The following is a 23,094-nucleotide window of genomic DNA, read 5'->3' on the forward strand; positions in this document are numbered from 1 at the left end:
GCGCCCCGGCCCGGGAAGGGCGCAGCCGCCGCGTTTTTCCGCTTCTGGACAGTGCAGGCGGACCCGTCTAACGTTGGTCCTCGTGCTCACATTCTTCAATGCGCTCAAACGCATTCTGGTCGGGCGTCCTTACGGCAACGAACGGCTCTCGCACACCCTCCTCCCCAAGCGGATTGCGCTCCCGGTTTTCGCCTCGGACGCCCTCTCATCTGCTGCCTATGCGCCCGATGAGATTCTCCTTACCCTGGCGCTGGCCGGCGTGGCTGCCGTGACCCTGTCCCCCTGGGTGGGGCTGGCCGTTATTGTCGTCCTGCTCACGGTGGTGGCGTCCTACCGCCAGAACGTCCACGCCTATCCGTCCGGCGGCGGCGACTACGAAATCGCGAGCACCAACCTGGGCAAGCCCGCCGGCCTGACCGTCGCCTCCGCACTGCTGGTGGATTACGTGCTCACCGTCGCTGTGTCGATGTCCTCGGCGGCGTCCTACCTCGTGACGGCCATCCCCGCACTGCACGGCACCCAGGCCACCATCGCCGTGATCGGGGTGGCCGTACTGGTCCTGGTGAACCTGCGCGGCATCCGGGAGGCCGGCGCCTTGTTTGCCGTACCTACCTACATCTTCATGATCTCCGTACTGGGCATGTGCCTCACCGGCTTCCTCCAGTTCCTCAGCGGAGACCTCCGCCAGGCCCCCTCGGCATCCTTTGAACTGGTGCGGGAATCCGGTTTCGACGAAGGGCTCGTAGGACTTGCCGGCGTCCTCCTGCTGCTGCGGGCCTTTTCCTCCGGCGCAGCCGCACTGACCGGCGTTGAAGCCATCAGCAACGGCGTCCCCACGTTCCGCAAACCCAAGAGCGCCAATGCCGCCACCACCCTCTTGCTCCTGGGCGTGATTTCCGCGGCCATGATCGGCGGGATCATCGCCATGGCCAACCTCACCAAGGTCCATGTCGCCCAGGACCCGGCCACCCAGCTCACATCCAACGGTTCACCCGTGGGCGAGGACTACGTGCAGCATCCGGTGATCAGCCAGTTGGCGGAGACCATCTTCGGCGACGGCAGCATCGCGTTCTACCTTGTCGTGGCCGCCACCGGGCTGATCCTGGTCTTTGCCTCCAACACCGCGTTCAACGGCTTCCCCGTGCTGGCCTCGATCCTGGCCAAGGACGGGTTCCTCCCGCGCCAGATGCGCACCCGCGGGGACCGGCTCGCGTTCAGCAACGGCATCATTTCGCTCGGCCTGGGCGCCCTGGTGCTTATCGTGGCCTTCGACGCCGATGTCACCCAGCTGATCCAGCTCTATATTGTCGGGGTCTTCGTCTCCTTCACCGCCAGCCAGCTGGGTATGATCCGGCACTGGACCGGCAAGCTGCGCACCGAGCGGGATAAGGACGTACGACGCCGGATGCAGCGTTCCCGGGCGATCAACTCCCTCGGCTTCGGCATGACGGCCCTGGTGCTGCTCATCGTCATCATCACCAAGTTCACCCACGGCGCGTGGATTGCCCTGCTGGCCATGGCCGTGCTCTACGTGATCATGTACAGCATCCGGGTCCACTACGACACGGTTGCCCGCGAGCTGGCGCTCAGCGCTGATGACCACGGCCTGGCCCTGCCCTCCCGGGTCAATGCGGTGATCCTGATTTCGCAGGTCCACAAGCCGGCCCTGCGGGCCATTGCCTATGCGCGGGCGTCCCGTCCCTCCAGCTTGAACGCGATCATTGTGGATCTTGATCCGGAGGACACCCGCCGCACGCTGGCTGACTGGGAGCGGCTGCAGATTCCCGTGCCGCTGACGGTCCTCTCCTCGCCGTACCGCGAGACCATCTCCCCGGTGCTGGCGTACCTGCGCGATGCCCGGCGAAACGCGCCGCGGGAACTGTTCGTGGTCTACATTCCGGAGTACGTGGTGGGCCGTTGGTGGGAGCAGCTGGTGCATAACCAGACCGCCCTGCGCATCAAGGCCCGGCTCCACTTCGAGCCGGCCATCATGGTTGCCTCCGTGCCGTGGCAGCTGGCGTCCAGCCACGATGCCCACGGAGAGCCGGCGGGCGGCCCCGGCGCTTCAAACCGGGGCTAGGCGCGGCCGGGGGTGCCTACTCCCCCCGGGGGCGCCTACTTTCCGGCGCGGCCGGCGAGGATCGACCGGTAGGCGTACTCAGTAAGCCTGCCGTCCTGCACGGCCTGCTCCACGACAGCAAAGGAACGCGCACCGGCGTCGCTGCTGTACGGGAAGTGGATGAGCTCTGCAATGAGCTCCCATTCCTCGGTAATCGAGTCGATGAGATCGCCGGGGGTCTCTTCAGCGGACGGGCCTCCGCTCAGGACAGTCCACTCGCCGTCGGGCACCCGGTAGGCCTGCAGCCGGTCCAGGTCCGCCTCAAGTTCCGCCAGGGAGTCGTACTCCGTCTGTGCCACGGGGGGAACGGAGCCGTCCGGTGTCGCCAGCTGGCTGACGAAGGTGCTCTCGGAAGACGGGTAGATGGAGGTGGGGACGGGTTCGCCTTCCTCCAGGTACGCCGGCAGCTGGGACGGCATCCAGTACCAGGCGTCGCCCTGGTCAGGGCCGCCGGGCTGGTCCCGCTCGCTGATCCAGCCGCGGGCGGTCAGCAGTGCCTCTGCCTCATCGCTGAAGTAGGCGGTTTCGCCGCGCAGCAGGGCATTGACTTCATGCTCGGCGCGGCGGGCCTGCTTCTTTTTGGAAACAGCTTTCTTGCGGGGCTTGGACTTGGGCATGCTGGATCTCCTGCGGCGGTGGGGGAAAGCGGTGGAGGGGTGAACGCGGCGGCTAGAAGCCGCTGCCGCCCTCAACCGCCATGTTCGAGAAGCGTGAATAGTGGCCCTGGAACCCTACGACGATGGTCTTGGTGGGGCCGTTACGGTGCTTGGCCACAATGACGTCGGCCTCGCCGGCGCGCGGCGATTCCTTGTCGTAGATGTCCTCGCGGTGCAGCAGGATGACCATGTCCGCATCCTGCTCGATGGAGCCCGATTCACGCAGATCGGAGACCATGGGCTTCTTGTCGGTGCGCTGCTCCGAACCTCGGTTCAGCTGCGACAACGCGATCACGGGGACTTCGAGCTCCTTGGCCAGCAGCTTCAGGGCACGTGAGAACTCGGAGACTTCCTGCTGACGGGATTCCACGCGCTTGCCCGAGGACATCAGCTGGAGGTAGTCCAGCACCACGAGCTTGAGGTCGTGGCGCTGCTTCAGGCGGCGGCACTTCGCACGGATCTCCATCAGGGACATGTTCGGGCTGTCATCGATGAACAGCGGCGCATCATTCATGCGCCCCATCGTGGTGGCAATCTTGCCCCACTGTTCGTCCTTGATGGTGCCCTTGCGCAGGTCCTGAAGCCCGATGGTCGCTTCAGCCGAGAGCAGGCGCATGGCGATTTCGTTGCGGCCCATTTCGAGGGAGAAGAAGACGGTGGTCATGTTGTTCTTGATGGCCGCGGACCGGGCGAAGTCCAGCGCGAAGGTGGACTTTCCGACGGCCGGACGGGCAGCGATAACGATCATCTGGCCCGGGTGCAGGCCCTGGGTGAGCTCGTCCAGTTCGTAGAAGCCGGTGGGCACGCCGGTCATGCCTTCGCCGCGGTGCCCGGCGGACTCAATCTCGTCCACCGTGCCCTCGATGATGTCCTTCAGGGGCACGTAGTCTTCAGCAGTCCGCCGCTCGGCCACGGCGTAGATTTCTGCCTGGGCAGCGTTGACAATGTCATCCACTTCCATGCCCTCGTTGGAGTAGCCCAACTGGACAATCTTGGTGCCGGCACCAACAAGGCGGCGGAGAACCGCCCGCTCGCGCACGATTTCGGCATAGAAGCCGGCATTGGCCGCGGTGGGAACGGACTGGATCAGCTCGTGCAGGTAGGCCGGTCCGCCGATCCGGCCAATCTCGCCCCGCTTGGTGAGTTCATCCGAAACGGTGACGGCATCGGCCGGTTCCCCGCGGCCGTAGAGATCAATGATGGCCTCGTAGATGGCCTCATGTGCAGGGCGGTAGAAGTCCAGCCCGCGCAGGACTTCCACGCAGTCTGCGATGGCATCCTTGGAGAGCATCATGCCGCCAAGCACCGATTGTTCTGCAACCAGGTCCTGCGGCGGTGTCCTCGCGAAGTCCGGACTTGATGTTGATGCCGGGGAGTCCGTATGCGTGAGCGACACTGTGACCCTTTCCATAAAGGCTAAGACGTTTCGATCCCTGCCCTGCCGGAGGGCTTGCTTATCTCTATCAGCCCGCACTGACTATCGCCGGAACGGCGGCGGCGTGCTGACGGATCCGAGCCGGCGGACATGCGTCTGAAGAAGGGATTCACCGCAACCGTATGCCTCCTTCGCCCTACCGACAAACGAGTTATCCACAGGTCCTGTGGACAGGCTGTGCATAACGCGGCGTGTCTTGTGCACAGGCTGGGCATAAGCATGTGGATAAATCTTAGTTTTTTCCACAAAAGGGGCTCTGACTAGGGCAAACGCTTGTCCACACCTGTGTAAACAAACTATTTTTCCGCCGCGCCCGGCTGCTGGTGCCGTGTTGACAGCAGCTCAAAACAGGCCTAGGAGTGCCGAAATCCACAAATACCCCCCGCGATATCCACAACAGCAGTCTCAACGGAGCATGGATTGCGTACGTCTGCTGCCGGGGCATGCAGAACGGCGGCCGGATCAGCGGTTCCCCGCACAAAAAAGCACCCCCCGGCCCGAAGGCAGGAGGGTGCTTTGGTGTCTGCGTCAGACGTTAGCCTGCAACGACCTCGAGGTCGATGACAGCTGCAACATCGTTGTGCAGGCGGACGTTGGCCTGGAAGGAACCAACCGACTTGATGTGCGTCGGGAGTTCAACCTTGCGCTTGTCGATGGCGCCGAGACCGGCGGCTTCGACAGCAGCGGCAACGTCGCCGGGCTTGACGGTACCGAAGAGGCGTCCGGACTCGCCGGCCTTGACGGTCAGCTTGACCGGCTTGGCGGAGAGAGCAGCAGCCTGCTTCTGAGCATCTTCCAGGGAAGCGTGCTCGCGGGCAGCGCGGGCAGCCTTGATGGACTCAACCTGCTTCTCGCCACCCTTGGTCCAGGTCAGAGCGAAGCCGCGGGGCAGGAGGTAGTTACGTGCGTAACCGTCCTTAACCTCGATGACGTCGCCGGCAGCGCCGAGACCGGTTACTTCGTGGGTCAGAATGAGCTTTGCCATGAGTTAGGTTCCTTTCCTTTAGCCGCGGCCAGCGCCGGAGTAAGGCAGGAGAGCAACTTCGCGGGCATTCTTGATTGCCTGGGCGATCTTGCGCTGTTCCTGCACGGTGACGCCAGTTACGCGACGAGCGCGGATCTTTCCGCGGTCGGAAATGAACTTGCGCAGCAATGCTACGTCCTTGTAGTCGATGACAGTGATGTCAGCGGCCTTCAAGGGATTGGACTTTGGTTTGGGCTTGCGAAGTTCAGCCTTAGCCATCGTGGAGCTCCTTATGTCTAGTGGAGCCCGTGGATACATTTTCCACGGGATGGGCTCGACGGCGGTTGCCGTCTGAGGATGGCGCCCGAAGGCGCCGGGTGAAGGGCCGCTTCTCCCGAATGGGGGTCGCCGCTCTTCGGATGAAGAGGTTTAGAAGGGCGGATCGTTCGAATCCGGGCCGCTGCCCCATCCACCGGAGTTGCCGCCCGCAGGGGCGCCCCAGGGATCGTCAGCCGGTGCGGACTGCGCGGGCTGCTGCTGGCCGCCGCCCCAACCGGAGTTGGAGTTGCCGCCGAAGCCGCCACCGCCACCGCCGCCGTTGTTGCCGCCGAAGCCGCCACCGCCACCGCCGGAGCGCTGGGTGCGGGTGACCTTGGCAGAGGCATAACGCAGCGAGGGGCCGATTTCGTCGACCTCAAGCTCCATTACGGTGCGCTTTTCGCCTTCTTTGGTTTCGTACGAACGCGACTTCAGGCGGCCCTGGCAAACTACGCGGGTTCCCTTGGTGAGGGACTCGGCGACGTTTTCAGCAGCTTCACGCCAGACAGACGCGCGGAGGAACAGCGTTTCGCCGTCCTTCCACTCGTTGGACTGACGGTCGAAGGTCCGCGGGGTCGAGGCAATGGTGAAGTTCGCCACTGCCGAACCGGACGGAGTGAACCGCAGTTCCGGGTCGTTGGTTAGGTTACCGACGACGGTGATTGTTGTCTCGCCTGCCATGAAAGCCTCCTGATATCAGTACGGGTTGCCGAAATTATTCTGCGGAAACCTTTGCAGCGTCCTTAGCGGCCTTCTTGGCATCCTTCTTCGAGATCTTCTGCTCTTCCGGGCGGATGATCTTGGTGCGCATGATGGTCTCATTGAGGCTCAGCTGGCGATCAAGCTCGGCTGCTGCTGCAGGCGTACCGGTGAAGTTAACCACCGCGTAGATGCCTTCAGTCTTTTTCTGGATTTCGTAGGCCAGTCGACGACGGCCCCAGATGTCTACCTTGTCGATGGTTCCACCATCGTTGCGGACAACATTGAGGAACTTGTCGAGCGAAGGCTCGACGGTACGCTCTTCGACCTCGGGGTCGATGATTACCATCAGTTCATAAGCACGCATTTGTGAACCCACCTCCTTTGGGCTATACGGTCACGGCATTTCCGTAACAGGAGGTTCTTTTGCGTTGTCTCCCCTCGGCATGCAGCTGATCCGCAGCGGGGGGAATCTGCCGGCCGAAGCCGACAGCACAGACTTTCTTATCCTATCCGATTTCCCGGGACGGGATTGACACGCCGGGATCCGCCGACCCTTCCGTCCGGGTCAGGCCGCCCCCGCCGCGAAGAACAACTGTGCCACTGCGGCCAGGCGCCGGGGGTCCTGCACGCCTGCCATTTCCCGGGCCGAGTGCATGGAGAGTACGGGAATCCCGACATCCACGGTCCGGATGCCGAGCCGGGTTGCGGTCAGGGGTCCAATGGTGGAGCCGCAGGGGACGGAGTTGTGGGAAACGAATTCCTGGTACGGCACCTCGGCGGCCGCACAGAGGCTCGCCCAGCGGGCCATGCCGGGGGCGTCGGTGGTGTAACGCTGGTTGGCGTTGATCTTCAGCAGCGGCCCGCCGTTGAGCACCGGGTGGTTGGCGGGATCATGCCGCTCCGCGTAGTTGGGGTGGACGGCGTGGCCGACATCCGCGGAAATACAGAAGGAGGCGGCCATCGCGCGGGCACGGTCCGCCGTCGTCGCGCCGAGTCCGTCACCGATCCGCAGCAGTACATCTTCGAGGAACGGGCAGGCAGCGCCGGACCGGCTGCCGCTGCCCACCTCTTCATGGTCGAACGCCGCGAGGACGGCAACCGGTGCGGTGGGCGCGACGTCGGCCGCGATAAGTGCGACGACGCCGGCGTGGACAGAGGAAAGGTTGTCCAGCCGCCCGGAGGCGAAGAACTCCCCCTCGGCGCCGAAAACCTGCGGTGCCTGGGTGTCGGCGGCAACGATGTCGTAGCCGCCGATCTCCTCCGGCGCCAGGCCGGCCTTGGCCGCCAGCAGAGCCACGAGGTCGGAGGTGGACGGGTCCCCCAGTCCCCAGACCGGGTTCATGTGCTGTTGTTTATCCAGCTTCAAGCCCTCATTCACGGCCCGGTCCAGGTGGATGGCCAGCTGCGGAAAGCGCATCAGCGGGCCGGTCTCCACGAGCCGCTCCTCGCCGGCCAGGGTGACCATCCGTCCGGCAAGCTGCAGCTCCCGGTCCAGCCAGGAGTTCAGCAGCGGGCCGCCGTAGACTTCGACGCCGGCCTGCAGCCAGCCGAGCCGTCCGGTGGTGGGCCGGGGCTTGAGCTTGAAGGACGGGGAATCGGTGTGGGTACCGAAGATCGAGAACCCGGTGGCGGGGCCGGCGGCCTCAGGCGTGACCCAGGCGATGAATGCGCCGTCGCGCACCACAAAGAATTTTCCGGACGAGCGCGGGAAATCCCCGGTCTCGAGTACTTCCGTGAACCCTGCCTCCGCCAGGCGGCGCGCGCCTTCACGCGCCGCGTGGAAGCTGGAGGGTGAGGCGCTGACAAACGCGCCGAGGTCATTTATGTGGGCCAATGCGTCAGACATGCTCCGATTCAACCAGAGCCCGCCGCCCCGGCGTAACCATCGGCCTTCCGGGACGTAAAGAACCCCCGGCAAGACCATTGCCGGGGGTTGTGGAGGTGATGTCCGGTGAAGGCGGGGGCGGCCGTTCTTCCGCCGCCGCCTTCACCGAAGTCCGGGTTTCCCTTAGACGTCGCGGCGCTTGGTGACGATCAGGGCAGCAATGAGCAGGACCACGGCCCAGGCCGCCAACACCAGGCCGCCCTGCAGCTGGGTCAGGGCCCCTTCGGCGGTGGCCCCGGCGGTGACCAGCTGGGTGCCGGCGTTGCTCGGCAGGAACCGCGCGGCGTCGGGGATCCAGTCGGCGATTCCCTGCACAATCTGAACCACCAGCGGCAGTACGAAGATGATGCCGATGGCGGTGACCACTCCCCCGGCGGTGTTGCGCAGCAGCGTGCCGATCGCCATCGAGAACACGGCGATCAGGGCCAGGCAGGTACCGGTGTTCAGGATGCTGGCGAGAACGCCGTTGTCATCCAGCGACAGGCTGAGGTCCCCGCTGTCCAGGATTGGCTGTGCCACCAGGAAGGAAATGAAGGCGGCGCCGGCGCCGATGACGAAGGAGATCACGGCAATGACCAGGGCCTTGGCCAGCAGTGCGGGGATCCGCTTCGGGACCGCGCTGAACGTGGAGCGGATCATGCCGGTGCCCCACTCCGAGGCGATCAGCACCACGCCCAGCGAAGCGATCAGCAGCTGGCCGAAGAACAGGCCGCTGGCGGGTATTTCAGGCACCAGATCGGTGTATATCTTCGGATCGCCGAACGCCATGGCTTCTTCGGGGGTGCTCGCCGAGCTGATCATGTCCAGCACGGCCACCACCTGCCAGGCCGCCAGGGCGGCCAGGCCGACCATCACCACAACCGTGATGGCCAGCAGGATGACGGTGGAAGGTACGGTGTTGACCTTGATCCACTCGGATTTGAGGACCCGGCCGAAGTTGACACCGGAGCCGGTCGGGGCGGGCGCGCCGTGCTTGTTAGTTGATGTAGCAGTACTCACGGTGCTAGTTCCCCTTCCCGGAGGCAGCGCCCGCAGGAACAAGGTCCTGCGGCAGGTCCTGAGACCGGTATTCGACGTCGTCGCGTGTCAGTTCCATGTAGGCGTCCTCGAGGGACACCTGCTGGGGTGTCAGTTCGTACACCAGGATCCGGCGTTCCAGTGCCGTTTCGGCGATCAGGCGCGGATCGGCGCCGGTGATCTCCAGCAGCCCGCCTTCCTTCTCCACACCGGCAACCCCGGGGCGGTTCAGGGCAAGCAACAGCTCCCGCGGGCTGTCCGTGCGGACAAGCGTGCGGACCTTGTCCTCTCCGGCGATGATTTCGCTGATGGGGGCGTCGGCGATGATCCTGCCGCGGCCGATCACGATGAGGTGATCTGCGGTCTGTGCCATTTCGCTCATGAGGTGCGAGGAAAGGAAGACCGTACGCCCCTCCGATGCCAGCCCGCGGGCCAGGTGCCGCACCCAGAGCACTCCCTCGGGATCCAGGCCGTTGACAGGTTCGTCCAGGATGACCGTGTGCGGATCCCCCAGCAGCGCCACCGCGATGCCCAGCCGCTGGCCCATGCCCAGGGAGAAGCCGCCCACCCGCTTTTTCGCCACCGGAGAGAGGCCGGTGAGTTCAATGACCTCGTTGATCCGCTTGGTTGAAATACCGTGGGTGGCTGCCATCGCCCGCAGATGGTTGTACGCGCTGCGCTTGGTGTGCACGGCCTTCGCATCCAGCAGCGCTCCCACCTCGCGAAGCGGCGCCTTGTGCTGGGCGTAGGGCTTGCCGTTGACCAGAACCTTGCCGGCGGTGGGCCGGTCCAGGCCCACGATCATGCGCATGGTGGTGGATTTACCGGCCCCGTTCGGGCCCAGGAAGCCGGTGACTTTGCCCGGCTGGACAGTAAAGGAAACATTATCGACGGCTGTTTTTCCGCCGTAGCGCTTGGAGAGGCCGGATGCCTCGATCATGGGTGATCCTCACGTTGGGAAGCAAAAGCTGGGGGGCTACCTCCACCATAGAGGGCCGGCGCCGCAACGGGACCGGTCCAAGGGATGAATCAGGGGTCCCCCTTAGGGATGACTAGGGGTTTCCCCGACCCTGCCCGATGTCCCGGGATTGGTACTCGACCTCTCCTCGGGTCAACTCCATATAGGCGTCCTCCAGGGATGCCTGCAGCGGGGTCAGCTCCGTGACCAGGATCCGCCGTGACAGCGCGGCTTCGGCAATCCCGCGGGCGGACAGCCCGAGGATTTCGAGCTGGCCCGGTGCCGGCCGGCGTATTTCCACGCCGTCAGAACCTATTGCGGCCGCCAGGGCATCGACGTCGTCCGCGCGCACCAGGGTGCGTTCACGCCCGCTGCCGGCGAGGACCTGGTCCATGGGTGCGTCCGCCAGGATCCTGCCGCGGCCGATCACGATCAGGTGGTCGGCGGTCACTGCCATTTCGCTCATCAAGTGCGAGGAAATGAACACCGTGCGGCCCTCCGCGGCCAGGCCCCTGGCAAGATGCCGGACCCACTGCACGCCTTCCGGGTCCAGTCCGTTGACCGGCTCGTCGAAGATAAGCGTGCGGGGGTCTCCCAGCAACGCCGCGGCGATTCCCAGCCGCTGGCCCATCCCCATGGAGAAACCGCCCACGCGTTTGTTGGCCGCCGCTCCGAGGCCCGTCAGTTCGATGACCTCGGTGATGCGTTCCCTGGGAATGCCGTGGCTGGCGGCGAGCGCCCGCAGATGGTTGTATGCCGTCCGCTTAGGGTGGACCGCCTTTGCCTCCAGGAGCGCACCGACCTCCCGCAGGGGCGCCTTATGGTCGGCGTAGGGCCGTCCGTTGACCTCCACACTGCCGGCGGTTGGATGGTCGAGCCCCATGATCATGCGCATGGTGGTCGACTTGCCGGCCCCGTTCGGGCCGAGGAAGCCGGTGACCTTGCCGGGCTGGACATCGAAGGAGATGCCGTCGACGGCAGTCTTGCCGCCGAAGACCTTGGCGAGGCTGCGGGCCTCAATCATGGTTGATCCTCGTTTCCGAAGGGCTCCGCCCCGCTACCGGGAGCTGATCGACTCAAACTTCCGTACCGCCAGCGGGACGAAGACGACGAGCATCACGACCGCGCCGATCACCACCGTGGCAACGGCGTTCTGCATCGGCCAGGTGTCCGGCACCGGGGCGGTGCCGAGGTTGCCGAACAGTTCGCGCACGGCCTGCACGAGTGCCGAGACCGGGTTCCAGTCCGCAAAAGCCTCCAGCGGGCCGGGGAGGGTGGAACTCTGCACGAATGCGTTGGAGATAAAGGTGATCGGAAACAGGATCATAAAGGACGCGTTGTTGATTGTCTCCGGTGAACGCACCGACATACCGAGCAGGGCCATGACCCAGCTGAAGGCGTAGGAGAACAGCAGCAGCAGGGCGATGGCGGCCGCGAACCGGCCGGGCGTGGAGTTCACCCGCCAGCCCACCAGCAGGCCGGTACCCATCATGATGAGCATGGAGATCCCGTTGAGCGCCAGGTCGGCGTTGGTCCTGCCGATCAGCACCGCGGACGGGCTCATCGGCAGGGTCCGGAAGCGGTCAATGATCCCCTCCTTCAGGTCCTGCGCCATGGCGGAGCCGGAGAACGTGGACCCGAACACCACGGTTTGGGCGAAGATGCCCGCCATCAGGAACTGGGTGTAATCCGTCCCCGCAACGGCAATGGACCCGCCGTAGACCTGGCTGAACAGCAGCACGAACATGATCGGCTGCAGCACCGCGAAGATGATCATGTCCGGGGACCGCTTGATCTTGATCAGGTTCCGTTTGGTGACGGTCCACCCGTCCCCTGCCCACCGTGCCGGAAGACTGGGGGTGCCGGTTCGGATGCCGGTTGCGGATACTGCCGCGCTCATCGGCGTGCCTCCTCTTTCTCCGTTTCGCTGTCCTCTGCGGTCGGCTTGCCGGTGAGCTGCAGGAAGACGTCGTCCAGGGTGGGGCGGCGGATGCCGGCGTCGTGCAGTTCGATGCCGCCGGCCTCCAGCTCGGACAGGATGCGCTGGAGCGCTGCGGGACCGTCGACGACGGCGACCTCCAGGGTCCGGCCGTCGCCGGAAACGTGCGGATCGCCCGAACCGTGCCGGCCCAGGATGGTCAGCGCTGCGTCAGCGTCCTCCTGGCGGTGCAGGGCCACCGCCACTCGGTGCCCGCCTATCTGTGCCTTCAGGTCATCCGAGGTCCCCTCGGCGATAACCTTCCCCTCATCGATCACGGCCACCTTGTCTGCCAGCTGGTCCGCTTCCTCCAGGTACTGGGTGGTCAGCAGCAGGGTGGTTCCCCGGGCCACGAGGTCGGTGATGACGCCCCACAGCGCGATCCGGGACCGCGGATCCAGCCCCGTTGTCGGTTCGTCCAGGAACAGGACCCGGGGTTGGTTCACCAGCGCGCCGGCGAGATCCAGGCGGCGGCGCATGCCGCCGGAATAGCCCTTGACCGGCCGGTTGCCGGCGTCGGAAAGCTCGAACATGTCGATAAGTTCGATCGCCCGTTCCTTCGCGCGCCGGGCAGGCAGGTGGTACAGATGCCCCACCATGTCCAGGTTTTCGATACCGGTGAGGTTTTCGTCCACGGCGGAGTACTGGCCGGACACTCCAATGACCCGGCGTACTTCTTTGGGGTTGGAGAGAACGTCTATGCCGTCAATGACGGCTGTGCCCGAATCGGGCCGGATCAGGGTGGTGAGGACCTTGACGGCAGTCGTTTTCCCGGCCCCGTTGGGGCCCAGCAAAGCGGTCACCGTTCCTTCAGGGACAGTGATATCCAGTCCGTCCAGGGCATGCACGGGACCGGATTTCGAGGAGTAGACCTTGGTCAGCCCCTCGGCGGAAATCAACGGCGTGGACTGTGGTGAAAAGGACATGGGTCGAGGGTAGGACCGGGAAGGGCCCCCGCGCCCGTGCTTTGCGGACAGAAACGGTCCGCAGCTTTAGGCGGGTTCAGACTCGGCCTTCTGCTCGGCGGCGGCCGGAGCAAAAGCAATGGAAACCAGCATGGCTGCGCCCACCACCAGCAGGGCGTTGCGTATGCCCCAGTGTTCGCCCAGGAAACCCAGCACCGGCGGTCCGACGAAGAAGGCCATGTAGCCGATGGTGGACACCACCGATACCCGGCCCGCGGCATGGACCGGATCTTCCCCCGCGGCAGACATGCCCATCGGGAAGCCCAGGGCCGCACCGATGCCCCACAGCACGGCGCCGAGGGCGGCGAGACCGAGGTTCGGGGCGAAAACGAAGAGCAGCAGTCCGGCCAGGGAGGCGCTCATGCACACCCGCAGCGCCGGTACGCGGCCCATCCGGTCGATCAGCCGGGCACCGAACCAGCGGGTAAGGGTCATGGCTGCCACGAAGACGCCGAACATCACGGCGCCGGCGGACTCACTGGTGCCCAGTCCGTCCACGGTCGCCTTGGCAACCCAGTCATTTGCCGCACCTTCGGTGAGGGCTGCGCCCATGACGACGACGCCGATCAGCAGCGTCCTGCCCTCCCGCCAGGCACCGAACCGGGAGGGTTTAGCCGTCGCGTCGGCGCCGTGGCCTGCAGATGCGTGCGGCAACTGGAGGAAGTTCCGCGGCACGATCAGCACCGCCACGCAGACCACCGTCAGGATGCCCAGCAGATGCAGGGACAGCGAGATTCCCGCCCAGGAGAGCAGCGCACCGATCATGGCACCCACAAACGCCCCGGCGCTGAAGGCGCCGTGGAACTTGGGCATCACCGTCCGGCCCACCCGGCGTTCGACGTCGGCCCCCTCCAGGTTCATGGCGACATCCCAGCCGGCAATGCCGACGCCGAAGACCAGCAGACCGGCGCCGGTCAGCGGAATCGACCCCAGGCTGAGTCCGGCGGCGATGACGAGGGAGGCTATCGACGTCGTAATTCCACCGGCGCGCACGGTGCCTGCGGTGCCGATGCGCTGCGCCACCGAACCGGCCAGCGGCAGCGCGGCCACGGATCCGATGGCCGAGAACAGCAGGAGCAGGCCAACACCGGCGGCACCGATCCCCAAATCCTCTGCGGCGGCCGGAATGCGGGCTGCCCAGCTGGCAAACACCAAGCCGTTGAGCCCGAAGATCACGAAGACGGCGATGAGTGCCTTATTCACTCCGGTTTCATGGCGGAGGGCGGCATCATTCAGGGGCTGCGCACTGTTTTCGTTCACGCCAGTATTGTCCCCTACCGCACGCGCTCCACGCGTTTCTCGTCCCAGACCGGCGTCTCGGACTCGTAGACCCTGCCGTCGGAGCCGAACACCAGGAACCGGTCGAAGCTGCGGGCAAACCAGCGGTCGTGGGTGACCGCCAGGACGGTCCCCTCGAACGCGTCAATGGCCTTTTCCAGCGCCTCGGCCGAGTGCAGGTCCAGGTTGTCGGTGGGCTCATCCAGCAGGAGCAGGGTGGCGCCGGACAGCTCCAGGAGCAGGATCTGCATCCTCGCCTGCTGGCCGCCGGAGAGCGACTCGAACTTCTGCTCCGAAGACGAGGCCAGCCCGTAGCGGTCCAGGGCGCCCGCGGCTGCTTCGCGGCCCAGCCCGGACCGGTGTTCGTCGCCGCGGTGCAGGATGTCCAGCAGGGTCCGTTCGGCCAGGTCCGGGCGCATCATGGTCTGGGCGAAGAACCCGGGCCGGATGCGGGCACCCAGCTTCACCGAGCCGGCATGCGGCACCGGGGCGAGCTCCACCTCCGACACCGGCTCGTGTTCCCGGTCCGGATCGCTGCCGCCCAGGGCCAGCAGGCGCAGGAAGTGGGATTTTCCGGAGCCGTTGGAGCCGAGCACCCCCACCCGGTCGCCGAACCAGATCTCGGTACTGAACGGTTTCATCAGGCCGGTCAGTTCCAGCTTCTCGGCGACGACGGCGCGCTTGGCCGTGCGGCCGCCGCGCAGCCGCATCTTGACGTTCTGTTCCACCGGCAGGGCCTCCGGCGGCCCGGCTTCCAGGAACTTGGCCAGCCGGGTCTGGGCGGCGTGATAGCGGTTGGCCATGTCGGAGCGGAACGCGGCCTTGTTCTTGTACATGTTGACGAGTTCCTTGAGCTTGAGATGCTCCTCGTCCCACCGCCGGCGCAGTTCCTCGAACCGGGCGTTGCGGTCTTCCCTGGCCTTGACGTAGCTGCCGAATGCGCCGCCGTGGATCCATGCGGAGGCGCCGTTGATGCCCGGCTCCAGGGTCACGATGCGGGTGGCGGCGTTGTCCAGCAGCTCCCGGTCGTGGCTGACGAACAGCACGGACTTCTTGGAGGCGGCGAGTTTTCCTTCGAGCCAGCGTTTGCCGGGCACGTCGAGGTAGTTGTCCGGTTCATCCAGGAGCAGGAGCTCGTCGGGGCCGGCGAAAAGCGCTTCCAGGACCAGCCGCTTCTGCTCGCCGCCGGAAAGGGTGGCGGCCTTGCGGTACTGCGCCCGGTCGAAGGGCAGCCCGAGCGCCGCCATGGTCACCTCGTCCCAGACGGTCTCCTGCTCGTACCCGCCGACGTCGCCCCATTCGGTGATGGCGGTGGCGTAGCGCATCTGGGTGGGCTCGTCGTCGTGCTCCATCATGGCCAGCTCGGCGGCGTCCACTTCGCGGGCAGCGGCAGCAAGTGCCGGCGGCGCGGCCGAGACGAGCAGGTCGCGGACCGTGCTGTCATCCCGGACCTGCCCGACGAACTGGCGCATGATGCCCATGTTCCCGGACCGGGAAACCGTGCCCTCGTCCGGCATCAGGTCACCGGCGATGATTCGGAGCAGGGTGGTTTTTCCGGTGCCGTTGGGGCCGATCAGAGCGGTCTTGTGCCCGTCGCCGACCTTGAAGCTGACGCCGTTGAGCAGCTGCCGTCCGTCGGAGAGGAAATAGTCAATGTTGGATACGTCGAGGTGCGCCACGTACCCATCTTCCCATCCTTCCGTCCCTCCCTCCGGTGGCCCGGTGCCGCCGTCGGGGCATACGATGAAAACCCCGAGAATCAGCGAAAGCAGGACTGAAATGATCTTCATAACCGTCAAGTTCCTCGTCAAGCCCGAGTGGACCGAGCGCTGGCCGGAACTGACCGCCGGCTTCACCGAAGCCACCCGGGCCGAGCCGGGGAACCTCTGGTTCGACTGGTCCCGGAGCCTGGAAAACCCCAACGAGTTTGTCCTCGTGGAGGCGTTCAAGGACGATGCCGCGGCCGCCCACGTCCAGAGCGACCACTTCCAGCAGGCCATGAAGGACATGGTCCCGGCGCTGGTGGAAACCCCGAAGATCATCAACACCGTCATTGAGGGCGAAGAATGGTCCCGGATGGGTGAGCTGACGGTCGAATAGGGCCGCTTTTCGTCCGGAGCCGGAGTGCTGTCAGTCAGCGAAGGTGAGGGAGAGTTCCTCGCCGTTGATCTCCACTTCGGCGTACATCCAGTAAAGCTGGTAGCTCTCCCGCTCCGGTTGCCACGAACCGCCCCGATTCACTTCGGCGTCCAGGATGAATTCCCCGTCCACGGCCCGCACCGAGAACGGTCCCGTGGGATCGCTTTCGATGGGGTCGAGGGTGGGCGGAGTCTTCATGCTCCAGGAGATGTTCCGGTAACTATCCGGATCCTCGGCCGTCCACTGGTTCGGGCAGCCCTTCGGCATCAGTTCAGTCGCCTTCATGCACTTTTCGAGGTGCGCCGTTAGCCCGGCCTCGATTTCCCCGCGGCCGGCTTCCGTGACCTGCGGCTTCAGGTCGACGGTTCCCGCCCGTACAGCCGCAGCGCCGTCCGGGTTCAGGCGCGCGCTCACCACCCGGTCCGGATAGCCGGAATAAGGGCTGCCGGTAGCGGCACCCAGGATGTAGTCGCCGGGCAGGAAATTAAACACCGTGCTTCTGCGGAGCGCCTCCATGTCCTGGCCTGGGATGTCCACCCCGTTGACAGCGACGGCAGTGGCGTCTCCCCGCAGGATGTAGTGCACCTGGGTGCTCCCCAGGCCGATATTCAGCTTCCATTTCCGAAAGAACAACGCTTCGCTGCCGGCGGTGCGCAGATCCAGTGTTACGGCATGGCTGTCGCCGCCCTGTTCGATGTCCACGCTCACGTCAGCCTGGCCGTCGGTGACCACCACATCGGTCACTTCAAAGCCGGTGATTGTGTTTTCCGCCTCGGTGTACACCTCGTTGGTCATCAGGGAGTAGTCCTCCCAGTCAAGGTCGGGACCCATGCCGATGGCCCGTTCCACGTCACCGTCGACAATTGCCTGAAGATACTCTTCAGCCAGCACCTGCGGGCCGTACACGGTCTCGTTGAAGTGCCTGAAAGCGAAGTAGCCTCCTGCAACCAATGCCGCCAGCACGGCGACGGTAACGCCGGCGGCGATCAACAGGGTGTTGCGCTGCGACGGGTCGGCTTTGGGCGGTTCCTGTCCCTGCATGCCGTTCTGTCCGGGCGGCGGCGGCCACTGCTGTTTTGGCCACTGCTGCCGGTCTTCACTGCCCGCACCCGGCGGCGGCGAGGCTGGGTACACCCCTGCCCCCGCCCCCGGCCCGTAGTAATCGACATTCTGGTCCGCCATGACTTGTTCCCCCGGTTCAAGTACCCGGCTGCGCGGCCGGCACTCGATAACTTATCGGGTTTTATGACGGAGGTAACAATTACGGCCCCGCCGGATCCGGCGGGGCCGCCTGCTGCTAGTCGGCGAAAGTCATGGTGATCGTTTCGCCCTGGATGTCCACCATGGCGGGCAGCGAGTAGAGCTCAACAGTTCCCTTCATGGCCCGCCACTCGTCACCCTCCTTCATTTCCGCATCCAGGGTGAACTGCCCGTTTACTAGCTCCACCGAGAACGGGAATGACGGGTCCCCCTCAATCGACTCGTAAGCGGGTTCCTTGGCCATGCTCCATTTGATGTTGCGGAAGTTGTTGGGATCCTCGCCGTCCGCTTGGTTGGGGCAGCCCTTGGGCTGCAGTTCCGTCAGCTTCAGGCAGCTTTCCATGTGCGCCTTTGTCTGGGCCTTGATCTCCTCGCGCGCCGCGTCCGTGATCTCCGGGATGAATGCGACCCCCATCAATGATTCCTGGCCGTCCAGGCGGACGGACATTTTCTCGTCCCCGCCGTAGCTGACGAACTTCGTTCCGGTAGGTGCATTGAAGGTGTACTCGCCCGGCAGCACGGCCAGCTTCCTGCCGTCCTCGGGCATTTCCACGCTGACGCCGTTTACGGCAGGTTCGGAGGCATCCTCATCCAGCGTGTAGCGCAGCGACCAGGAGCCCAGCGGGGCGTCCAGCTTCCACTTCTTGAAAAACACTGCCTCCGTGCCGTTCTCTGACAGTTCCAGCTTCATGGCCTGGGTGTCGTCCCCCTGTTTGACGTCCACGGTCACGTCAGCGGTGCCGTCGTTGACCACCACATCGGTCACTTCGAATCCGCTGATCCTGTCGGTGGCCTTCGAGTAAATTTCGTTCGTCATCAACGAGTAGTCCAGCTCATCCCCGGTGGCAGGAGCCATTTCCATGGCGCGTTCAACGTCCGCGTCGACGAGTGCCTGGAGGTATTCCTCTGCCTGCACCCGGGGGCTGTAAGTCGTCTCGCTGAGGTGTTTGTAGCCGAAGAACCCTCCGACGCCCAGAATCACCAGCAATCCAGCCGCAACGCTGCCAGCAATGATCAGGCCTTTACGCCGCTTCGGGTTCGGCTGCTTCGATGCCTGTCCCGGCAGTCCGGGTCCCCCGGGTGGCGGAGGAGCCGCCTGGGGCCATTGCCCCTGCGGTCCCGGTGCCTGCGGAGCAGGGGGATTGGGCTGGTACGGCTGCTGTGGTTGTTGCTGCTCGGCGCCCGGACCGGGCGGCGGCGGAGCCCCCTGGTTCCCCTGTGCGCCAACAACCGGACCGTGGCTATCCATTTGTCTGTCCCCCATGACTTGTCCCCCAGTTCAAGTACCCGGCTACGGTGCCGGTACCGGATAACATACAAGGCTTTATGGCATGGGTCACAATCACGGCAGGGCTGGAATCGGGGTGCCGAGGAACCCCGGATAACCGGGAGGCGGAGGTCCCTAGCGGGCTCCCTGCGCAGGTTCCAGTGAGGGCATCGGCAGCCCGAACACGTCCTCCAGTGCCAGCTTCGCAGCATGCAGGCCGCCCATCCCGTGGACGCCCGGCCCCGGCGGGGTGGAGGCCGAACTGAGGTAGACACCGGGAAGCGCCGTACGCCACGGCTTCGGGGACAGGACCGGCCGAATCAGCATCTGGGCCAGCGTCACTGCCCCGCCGCCGAAGTCCCCGCCCACATAGTTGGCGTTGTACCGGGCCAAATCCGCCGCCGTCGTCACCCGCGAATCGACAATCACATCCCGGAAGCCCGGCGCGAAACGCTCGATCTGCGCCGTGACCGCTTCCGTCATGTCCACCGTGGATCCGGCGGGCACATGGCAGTAGGACCACAGCACGGAACGGCCCGCCGGGGCCCGGGTGGGATCGAAGCCGCTGGGCTGGGACAACAGGACGTAGGGGCGGGCCGGGTGCCGGCCGGCGGCGACGTCGGCCTCCGCTGCGGCCAGTTCCGCCCGGGTGCCGCCCAGGTGGGCGGTGCCGGTACGGGCCATTTCCGGATTCGCCCAAGGGACCGGACCGGAGAGGATGAAGTCCACCTTGCAGGCGGCATTGCCGTAGCGGAAGCGTTCCAGCGCCCGCGCATAGCGCGGCGGCAGGCGGTCCCCGCCCAGCTCCAGCAGCACCGAAGGGGAGACATCGAGGATGACGGCCCGGGAGCCGGCCACCTCGTCCAGGGAGGTGATGCGGTGGCCGGTGGAGATCCTGCCGCCGTGCGCCCGCAGATCGTCGGCCATCGCCTCGGCGATGGCCTGGGAACCGCCTACCGGGATGGGCCAGCCGACTGAATGGGCGAGCGTCCCGAGCATCAAACCGCCTCCGGCGGAGGGTAGGGACGGCATTTTCCCCACCGGATGCGCCGCTACGCCGGAGAGCAGCGCCGGTGCAGCGTCCTCCACGAACCGCCGGTTCCACAGGGGCGTGCCCTGGTCCAGGGCGGCCAGGCCGAAGCACGCCAGCGCAATCGGATCCCGGGGGACGCTCAGGAGGGAACCCATCAGCAGTTCAGTGACTGCTTCGCTGCGCCGGACCAATGGCTCCATCAGCCGTCGGTAGGCGGCACCGTCCCTTCCGAGTCCCTCCACCGTCCGGTCCAGGTCCCGATACGCCAGTGCGGCGCGTCCGCCGTCGAGCGGTGAGGCGTAGGAAATCTCCGGCACCACCAGGTCAATCCGCCGGTCCAGTCCGAAGCTGCGGAAGAACGGAGAGGCCAGGGCCATGGGGTGCACTGCGGAGCAGATGTCGTGCAGGTGGCCGGGTGCCATCAGTTCCTTGGTGCGGCTGCCGCCGCCCACCGTGGACTGGGTTTCGAACACCTCGACCTTGAGGCCGGCGCGGGCCATGATGACCGCCGCCGCGAGTCCGTTGGGACCGGCCCCGACTACACTGACATCGCTCATTAGGCCGCCTTTTCGCCCTTCCGTCCGGGGATCCGGCCGGCAAGACCCTTGGCAGAAGCCGGCAGGCTGCGCAGCTTCGCGGGCGCCTCGCGCCGCAGCTTCAGGGCGTTTGCCACCAGAGCGTACCGCAGCGGATGGAGGGGAACGTCATAGGTAGTGGGGATGGTGACCACGGTCTTGGAGAAGTTCCGCTTGAACGTGGTGACGTTAATCAGGCTCGGGTAGTTGTCGCTGACGATCCCGGTCAGCCCGCACGCCGTGTTGCCCGCTTCCTTGAGGACCTTGAAGGCCTCCCAGAGCAGCAGGTAGGGCGCGTTGGTCTTGCGTGCGCTGTGCGAGCTCGCCGCGAAGTAGTAGACGGAATAGCCGCGGTACTCGGTGGTGATCAGCCAGGACACGGCCTGTCCGTCCATGTAGGCCACCATGAGGCGCAGATGGTCACCGAGTTCGGTGAGCAGGGTTTCGTAGAAGGAGGACTCGAAACTCGAGAAGCCGTCCCGCGAAGCGGTTTCCTGCATGATGGGGAAGAGTTCGGTGCGGAACACCTCCGCCCAGCGTGCGCGCTCGATGGTCTGGACCTTGACGCCCAGCTTCTCCGCCTTGCGGATCAGGTTCCGCGCGTTGGAACGGAAAGACGCGAAGATTTCGTCCGTATCCGGAGTCAGGTCGACGACGATTTCCCGTTCGTACCAGCCGTGTTCCAGTGGACCGGTGACGGGTGGCTGCGGATGCGCGATCTGCATCCGGATGTACAGCGGGTCCACGGCGGGATCGGCCCGGAACTGTTCCTGCACGGTGGAAACGAGCCGGGCCTCGGCGTTGTGCGTGCGCGTGGTGAACCAGGTGGGGCCGTTAACGACCACCAGGGACGGCCGCAGCCGCCGTTCGGAGCGGAGGTAACTGGCGGTGGCAACCAGGGTGCCGCCGTCGTAATAGGCCCAGATGCCGTAGGGGCTGCGGCCAAGCTTCCGCTCAAAATCCGCCCAATAGGGGGTCTGCTCCAGCGGGATCACCACATCGGGGTGCGCGGCGGCGAGCGCCTCGAACTCCTCGTGGCTGAGCTGCTCGGAACGGTATGGAACGGGGGTCACTGTGCTTCTTTCGCCGGGGCCGCATGCGTTTCCAAGGATACCGGCCTTCGCCGCCGCAGGGCCCAGCGGTCGGGGGCGCCGTTGAACGGTCCGCCCTGCGGATCGTCGACGCCGTGCCGGCGCACGGGGTCGCCGTCGGGCTCCAGGATGTCGGACACCACCCGGTACATCAGATAGAGCGTGGCCAGCACGTGGCCCAGCACCGCCAGCACATAGTAGGGCGAATCGAGGTTGTTCTCGGCCGCTCCGCCGGAGGTCTCTTTCGCGAGGTACATCCAGATAGCCCACCAGTGCATCACTTCGAAGAACTGCCAGATCAGGAAGTCGAGCCACCTCGGCCGGGCCAGGGCGACCAGGGGAATGAGCCAGAGGACAAACTGCGGCGAGTACACCTTGTTGGTGAGGACGAATGCCGCCACAATCAGGAAAACCAGCTGCGCCAGCCGCGGCCGGCGCCCGCAGCGCAGCGCCAGCACGGCGATTCCAAGGCACGCCAGCGCAAACAGCAGGTAAGCCCACAGATTGATGAATTCGGGTCCGACGCCGGTTCCGCCGGCCCGCTCCACGGTCAGGTTCCAGGCGAACCAGATCGACGAGTAGCCCGCCGGGCGCTCCGCGGTGAACGTGAGGAAGAAGCGCCAGGACTCGTAATCGCGGAGCAGGAACGGCAGGTTGATGGCCAGCCAGGTTGCTGCCGCAGCCGTGAAGGTCAGCACCGCCGGCCGCAGGCGGAGCGTCCGCAGCGCGAGCACCAGCACGGCGCCGAGAATCAGCACGGGATAAAGCTTCAATGCGGCGCCCAGCCCGATCAGCACTCCTGCTGCCACCGGACGGTTCCGGGCAAAAGCCAGCATGCCGGCCGTGGCCAGCATCACTGCGAAAATGTCCCAGTTGATGAACACCGACAGGATCGCCGCCGGGGCGACGGCCACCATGGCTGCGTCCCATGGCCGCCGCCCGGCCAGGCGCATGGTTGCTATGACCGTGGCAATCCAGGCCCCCGTGGCCAGGAGCGCGTTGACGTCGAAATACTGCAGCGACCTCAGGGCCGTGCCGCCTTCGCCGGGAACCACCAGTGCGGTGGCACCGGCCAGGAGTCCCAGGAGGACCGGATACTCAAAAAGGGTGCCCTCCGTCAGGAACGGGAAAACGCCGTCGCCTATCCCCCGGGTACGGAAGAGCTCCGGCCAGTCCGAATAGCAGGCGGAGTAAAACTGGTCCGGAGTGCCCCAACCGCCCGCACGGCAGGGAGTCTTAACCAGGACGGCCAGCAGCGCGGAGACGATCGTGAACAGGACCAGCACCCGTTCCACGGTGAAGAATCCGGGCGAGACCATGCCCGGGGCGGCGTGGCGGCCCATGGGGCCGCCGATGCCTTCCGCGAACTTCCTCAGGAACGGATCGTTGCGGGAGGGCGCCGCAATGCGCTGCGGGCCGCGCCGGGAGTTGGGCTGCATGGGTCCAGTATCCAC

Annotated in this window: 21 protein-coding genes; 2 read left to right on the forward strand and 19 right to left on the reverse strand. The window is 65.5% G+C overall.

The window, feature by feature from the left end:
- The first annotated feature begins 82 nt into the window (after positions 1-82).
- Positions 83-2,080 carry an APC family permease gene (locus tag NNX35_RS05395; RefSeq protein ID WP_255867192.1) on the forward strand — a complete coding sequence of 666 codons (1,998 nt, stop codon included), beginning with the start codon at positions 83-85 and terminating at the stop codon, positions 2,078-2,080.
- Positions 2,081-2,115: 35 nt separating this feature from the next.
- On the opposite strand, the gene NNX35_RS05400 is transcribed toward NNX35_RS05395, so the two are convergent.
- From NNX35_RS05400 to NNX35_RS05465, 14 genes are all read right to left on the reverse strand, one after another.
- Positions 2,116-2,736: a cell division protein CrgA gene (locus NNX35_RS05400; protein WP_255867193.1), complete on the reverse strand. Its 621-nt coding sequence runs from the start codon at positions 2,734-2,736 to the stop codon at positions 2,116-2,118.
- A 52-nt stretch (positions 2,737-2,788) separates the two neighbouring features.
- Positions 2,789-4,171 (reverse strand): replicative DNA helicase, encoded by a 1,383-nt coding sequence (gene dnaB, locus NNX35_RS05405; RefSeq protein ID WP_229951200.1) that lies wholly within the window; start codon positions 4,169-4,171, stop codon positions 2,789-2,791.
- A gap of 574 nt (positions 4,172-4,745) precedes the next feature.
- A complete protein-coding gene (gene rplI / locus NNX35_RS05410; protein WP_146359901.1) occupies positions 4,746-5,195 on the reverse strand; it encodes a 50S ribosomal protein L9 in 450 nt (149 codons plus the stop codon).
- 18 nt (positions 5,196-5,213) lie between these two features.
- On the reverse strand, positions 5,214-5,453 hold the full coding sequence (gene rpsR, locus NNX35_RS05415) for a 30S ribosomal protein S18 (protein WP_003800144.1): 240 nt from the start codon (positions 5,451-5,453) through the stop codon (positions 5,214-5,216).
- 150 nt (positions 5,454-5,603) lie between these two features.
- Positions 5,604-6,173, reverse strand: a complete 570-nt coding sequence (locus tag NNX35_RS05420) for a single-stranded DNA-binding protein (protein WP_255765485.1) — start codon at positions 6,171-6,173, stop codon at positions 5,604-5,606.
- Positions 6,174-6,207: 34 nt separating this feature from the next.
- Complete coding sequence (rpsF, locus tag NNX35_RS05425; protein WP_227920298.1) at positions 6,208-6,558, reverse strand: 30S ribosomal protein S6; 351 nt, start codon at positions 6,556-6,558, stop codon at positions 6,208-6,210.
- Positions 6,559-6,759: 201 nt separating this feature from the next.
- A complete protein-coding gene (locus NNX35_RS05430; RefSeq protein ID WP_255867194.1) occupies positions 6,760-8,040 on the reverse strand; it encodes a M18 family aminopeptidase in 1,281 nt (426 codons plus the stop codon).
- 162 nt (positions 8,041-8,202) lie between these two features.
- A complete protein-coding gene (locus NNX35_RS05435; protein WP_255765487.1) occupies positions 8,203-9,078 on the reverse strand; it encodes an ABC transporter permease subunit in 876 nt (291 codons plus the stop codon).
- A 4-nt stretch (positions 9,079-9,082) separates the two neighbouring features.
- On the reverse strand, positions 9,083-10,036 hold the full coding sequence (locus NNX35_RS05440) for an ABC transporter ATP-binding protein (RefSeq protein WP_255867195.1): 954 nt from the start codon (positions 10,034-10,036) through the stop codon (positions 9,083-9,085).
- 112 nt (positions 10,037-10,148) lie between these two features.
- Positions 10,149-11,078 (reverse strand): ABC transporter ATP-binding protein, encoded by a 930-nt coding sequence (locus NNX35_RS05445; protein ID WP_255765489.1) that lies wholly within the window; start codon positions 11,076-11,078, stop codon positions 10,149-10,151.
- Positions 11,079-11,111: 33 nt separating this feature from the next.
- Entirely contained in the window at positions 11,112-11,954 is an 843-nt protein-coding gene (locus tag NNX35_RS05450; RefSeq protein WP_255867196.1) for an ABC transporter permease, read from the reverse strand.
- Positions 11,951-12,958: an ATP-binding cassette domain-containing protein gene (locus tag NNX35_RS05455; protein WP_255867197.1), complete on the reverse strand. Its 1,008-nt coding sequence runs from the start codon at positions 12,956-12,958 to the stop codon at positions 11,951-11,953. The genes NNX35_RS05450 and NNX35_RS05455 overlap by 4 nt, the downstream gene beginning before the upstream one ends.
- A 66-nt stretch (positions 12,959-13,024) precedes the next feature.
- Positions 13,025-14,257, reverse strand: a complete 1,233-nt coding sequence (locus NNX35_RS05460; protein WP_370646958.1) for an MFS transporter — start codon at positions 14,255-14,257, stop codon at positions 13,025-13,027.
- Positions 14,258-14,271: 14 nt separating this feature from the next.
- Complete coding sequence (locus NNX35_RS05465) at positions 14,272-15,954, reverse strand: ATP-binding cassette domain-containing protein (RefSeq protein WP_255867321.1); 1,683 nt, start codon at positions 15,952-15,954, stop codon at positions 14,272-14,274.
- Between the two features lie 100 nt (positions 15,955-16,054).
- Here NNX35_RS05465 and NNX35_RS05470 point away from each other — a divergent pair, with 100 nt between their 5' ends.
- Positions 16,055-16,375 carry a putative quinol monooxygenase gene (locus NNX35_RS05470; protein WP_227920318.1) on the forward strand — a complete coding sequence of 107 codons (321 nt, stop codon included), beginning with the start codon at positions 16,055-16,057 and terminating at the stop codon, positions 16,373-16,375.
- Positions 16,376-16,405: 30 nt separating this feature from the next.
- Here NNX35_RS05470 and NNX35_RS05475 read toward each other — a convergent pair whose 3' ends face one another.
- The 5 genes from NNX35_RS05475 to NNX35_RS05495 all read right to left on the reverse strand — a co-directional run bounded on the left by NNX35_RS05475 (position 16,406) and on the right by NNX35_RS05495 (position 23,079).
- Positions 16,406-17,596, reverse strand: a complete 1,191-nt coding sequence (locus tag NNX35_RS05475) for a hypothetical protein (protein ID WP_255867198.1) — start codon at positions 17,594-17,596, stop codon at positions 16,406-16,408.
- A gap of 115 nt (positions 17,597-17,711) precedes the next feature.
- The gene (locus NNX35_RS05480) at positions 17,712-18,656 is read right to left on the reverse strand and encodes a hypothetical protein (protein WP_255867199.1); all 945 of its coding nucleotides are present in this window, start codon (positions 18,654-18,656) and stop codon (positions 17,712-17,714) included.
- Positions 18,657-19,076: 420 nt separating this feature from the next.
- Positions 19,077-20,531 (reverse strand): NAD(P)/FAD-dependent oxidoreductase, encoded by a 1,455-nt coding sequence (locus NNX35_RS05485; protein ID WP_255867201.1) that lies wholly within the window; start codon positions 20,529-20,531, stop codon positions 19,077-19,079.
- A complete protein-coding gene (locus tag NNX35_RS05490; protein WP_255765495.1) occupies positions 20,531-21,622 on the reverse strand; it encodes a peptidoglycan bridge formation glycyltransferase FemA/FemB family protein in 1,092 nt (363 codons plus the stop codon). The genes NNX35_RS05485 and NNX35_RS05490 overlap by 1 nt, the downstream gene beginning before the upstream one ends.
- Positions 21,619-23,079 (reverse strand): glycosyltransferase family 87 protein, encoded by a 1,461-nt coding sequence (locus NNX35_RS05495; protein ID WP_255867202.1) that lies wholly within the window; start codon positions 23,077-23,079, stop codon positions 21,619-21,621. Before NNX35_RS05495 ends, NNX35_RS05490 begins: the two co-directional genes overlap by 4 nt.
- Positions 23,080-23,094 lie beyond the last annotated feature (15 nt).

Source organism: Arthrobacter sp. zg-Y844 (genome assembly GCF_024385465.1).
In the GTDB taxonomy this organism is placed as follows: Bacteria; Actinomycetota; Actinomycetes; order Actinomycetales; family Micrococcaceae; genus Arthrobacter_B.

Bases quoted from the DNA above. Each gene is read 5' to 3' on its own strand.
- NNX35_RS05400 (WP_255867193.1), bottom strand. From the start codon at position 2,736: ATGCCCAAGTCCAAGCCCCGCAAGAAAGCTGTTTCCAAAAAGAAGCAG.
- rplI (WP_146359901.1), bottom strand. From the start codon at position 5,195: ATGGCAAAGCTCATTCTGACCCACGAAGTAACCGGTCTCGGCGCTGCC.
- rpsR (WP_003800144.1), bottom strand. From the start codon at position 5,453: ATGGCTAAGGCTGAACTTCGCAAGCCCAAACCAAAGTCCAATCCCTTG.
- NNX35_RS05420 (WP_255765485.1), bottom strand. From the start codon at position 6,173: ATGGCAGGCGAGACAACAATCACCGTCGTCGGTAACCTAACCAACGAC.
- rpsF (WP_227920298.1), bottom strand. From the start codon at position 6,558: ATGCGTGCTTATGAACTGATGGTAATCATCGACCCCGAGGTCGAAGAG.
- NNX35_RS05430 (WP_255867194.1), bottom strand. From the start codon at position 8,040: ATGTCTGACGCATTGGCCCACATAAATGACCTCGGCGCGTTTGTCAGC.
- NNX35_RS05440 (WP_255867195.1), bottom strand. From the start codon at position 10,036: ATGATCGAGGCATCCGGCCTCTCCAAGCGCTACGGCGGAAAAACAGCC.
- NNX35_RS05445 (WP_255765489.1), bottom strand. From the start codon at position 11,078: ATGATTGAGGCCCGCAGCCTCGCCAAGGTCTTCGGCGGCAAGACTGCC.
- NNX35_RS05450 (WP_255867196.1), bottom strand. From the start codon at position 11,954: ATGAGCGCGGCAGTATCCGCAACCGGCATCCGAACCGGCACCCCCAGT.
- NNX35_RS05455 (WP_255867197.1), bottom strand. From the start codon at position 12,958: ATGTCCTTTTCACCACAGTCCACGCCGTTGATTTCCGCCGAGGGGCTG.
- NNX35_RS05470 (WP_227920318.1), top strand. From the start codon at position 16,055: ATGATCTTCATAACCGTCAAGTTCCTCGTCAAGCCCGAGTGGACCGAG.
- NNX35_RS05475 (WP_255867198.1), bottom strand. From the start codon at position 17,596: ATGGCGGACCAGAATGTCGATTACTACGGGCCGGGGGCGGGGGCAGGG.
- NNX35_RS05485 (WP_255867201.1), bottom strand. From the start codon at position 20,531: ATGAGCGATGTCAGTGTAGTCGGGGCCGGTCCCAACGGACTCGCGGCG.
- NNX35_RS05495 (WP_255867202.1), bottom strand. From the start codon at position 23,079: ATGCAGCCCAACTCCCGGCGCGGCCCGCAGCGCATTGCGGCGCCCTCC.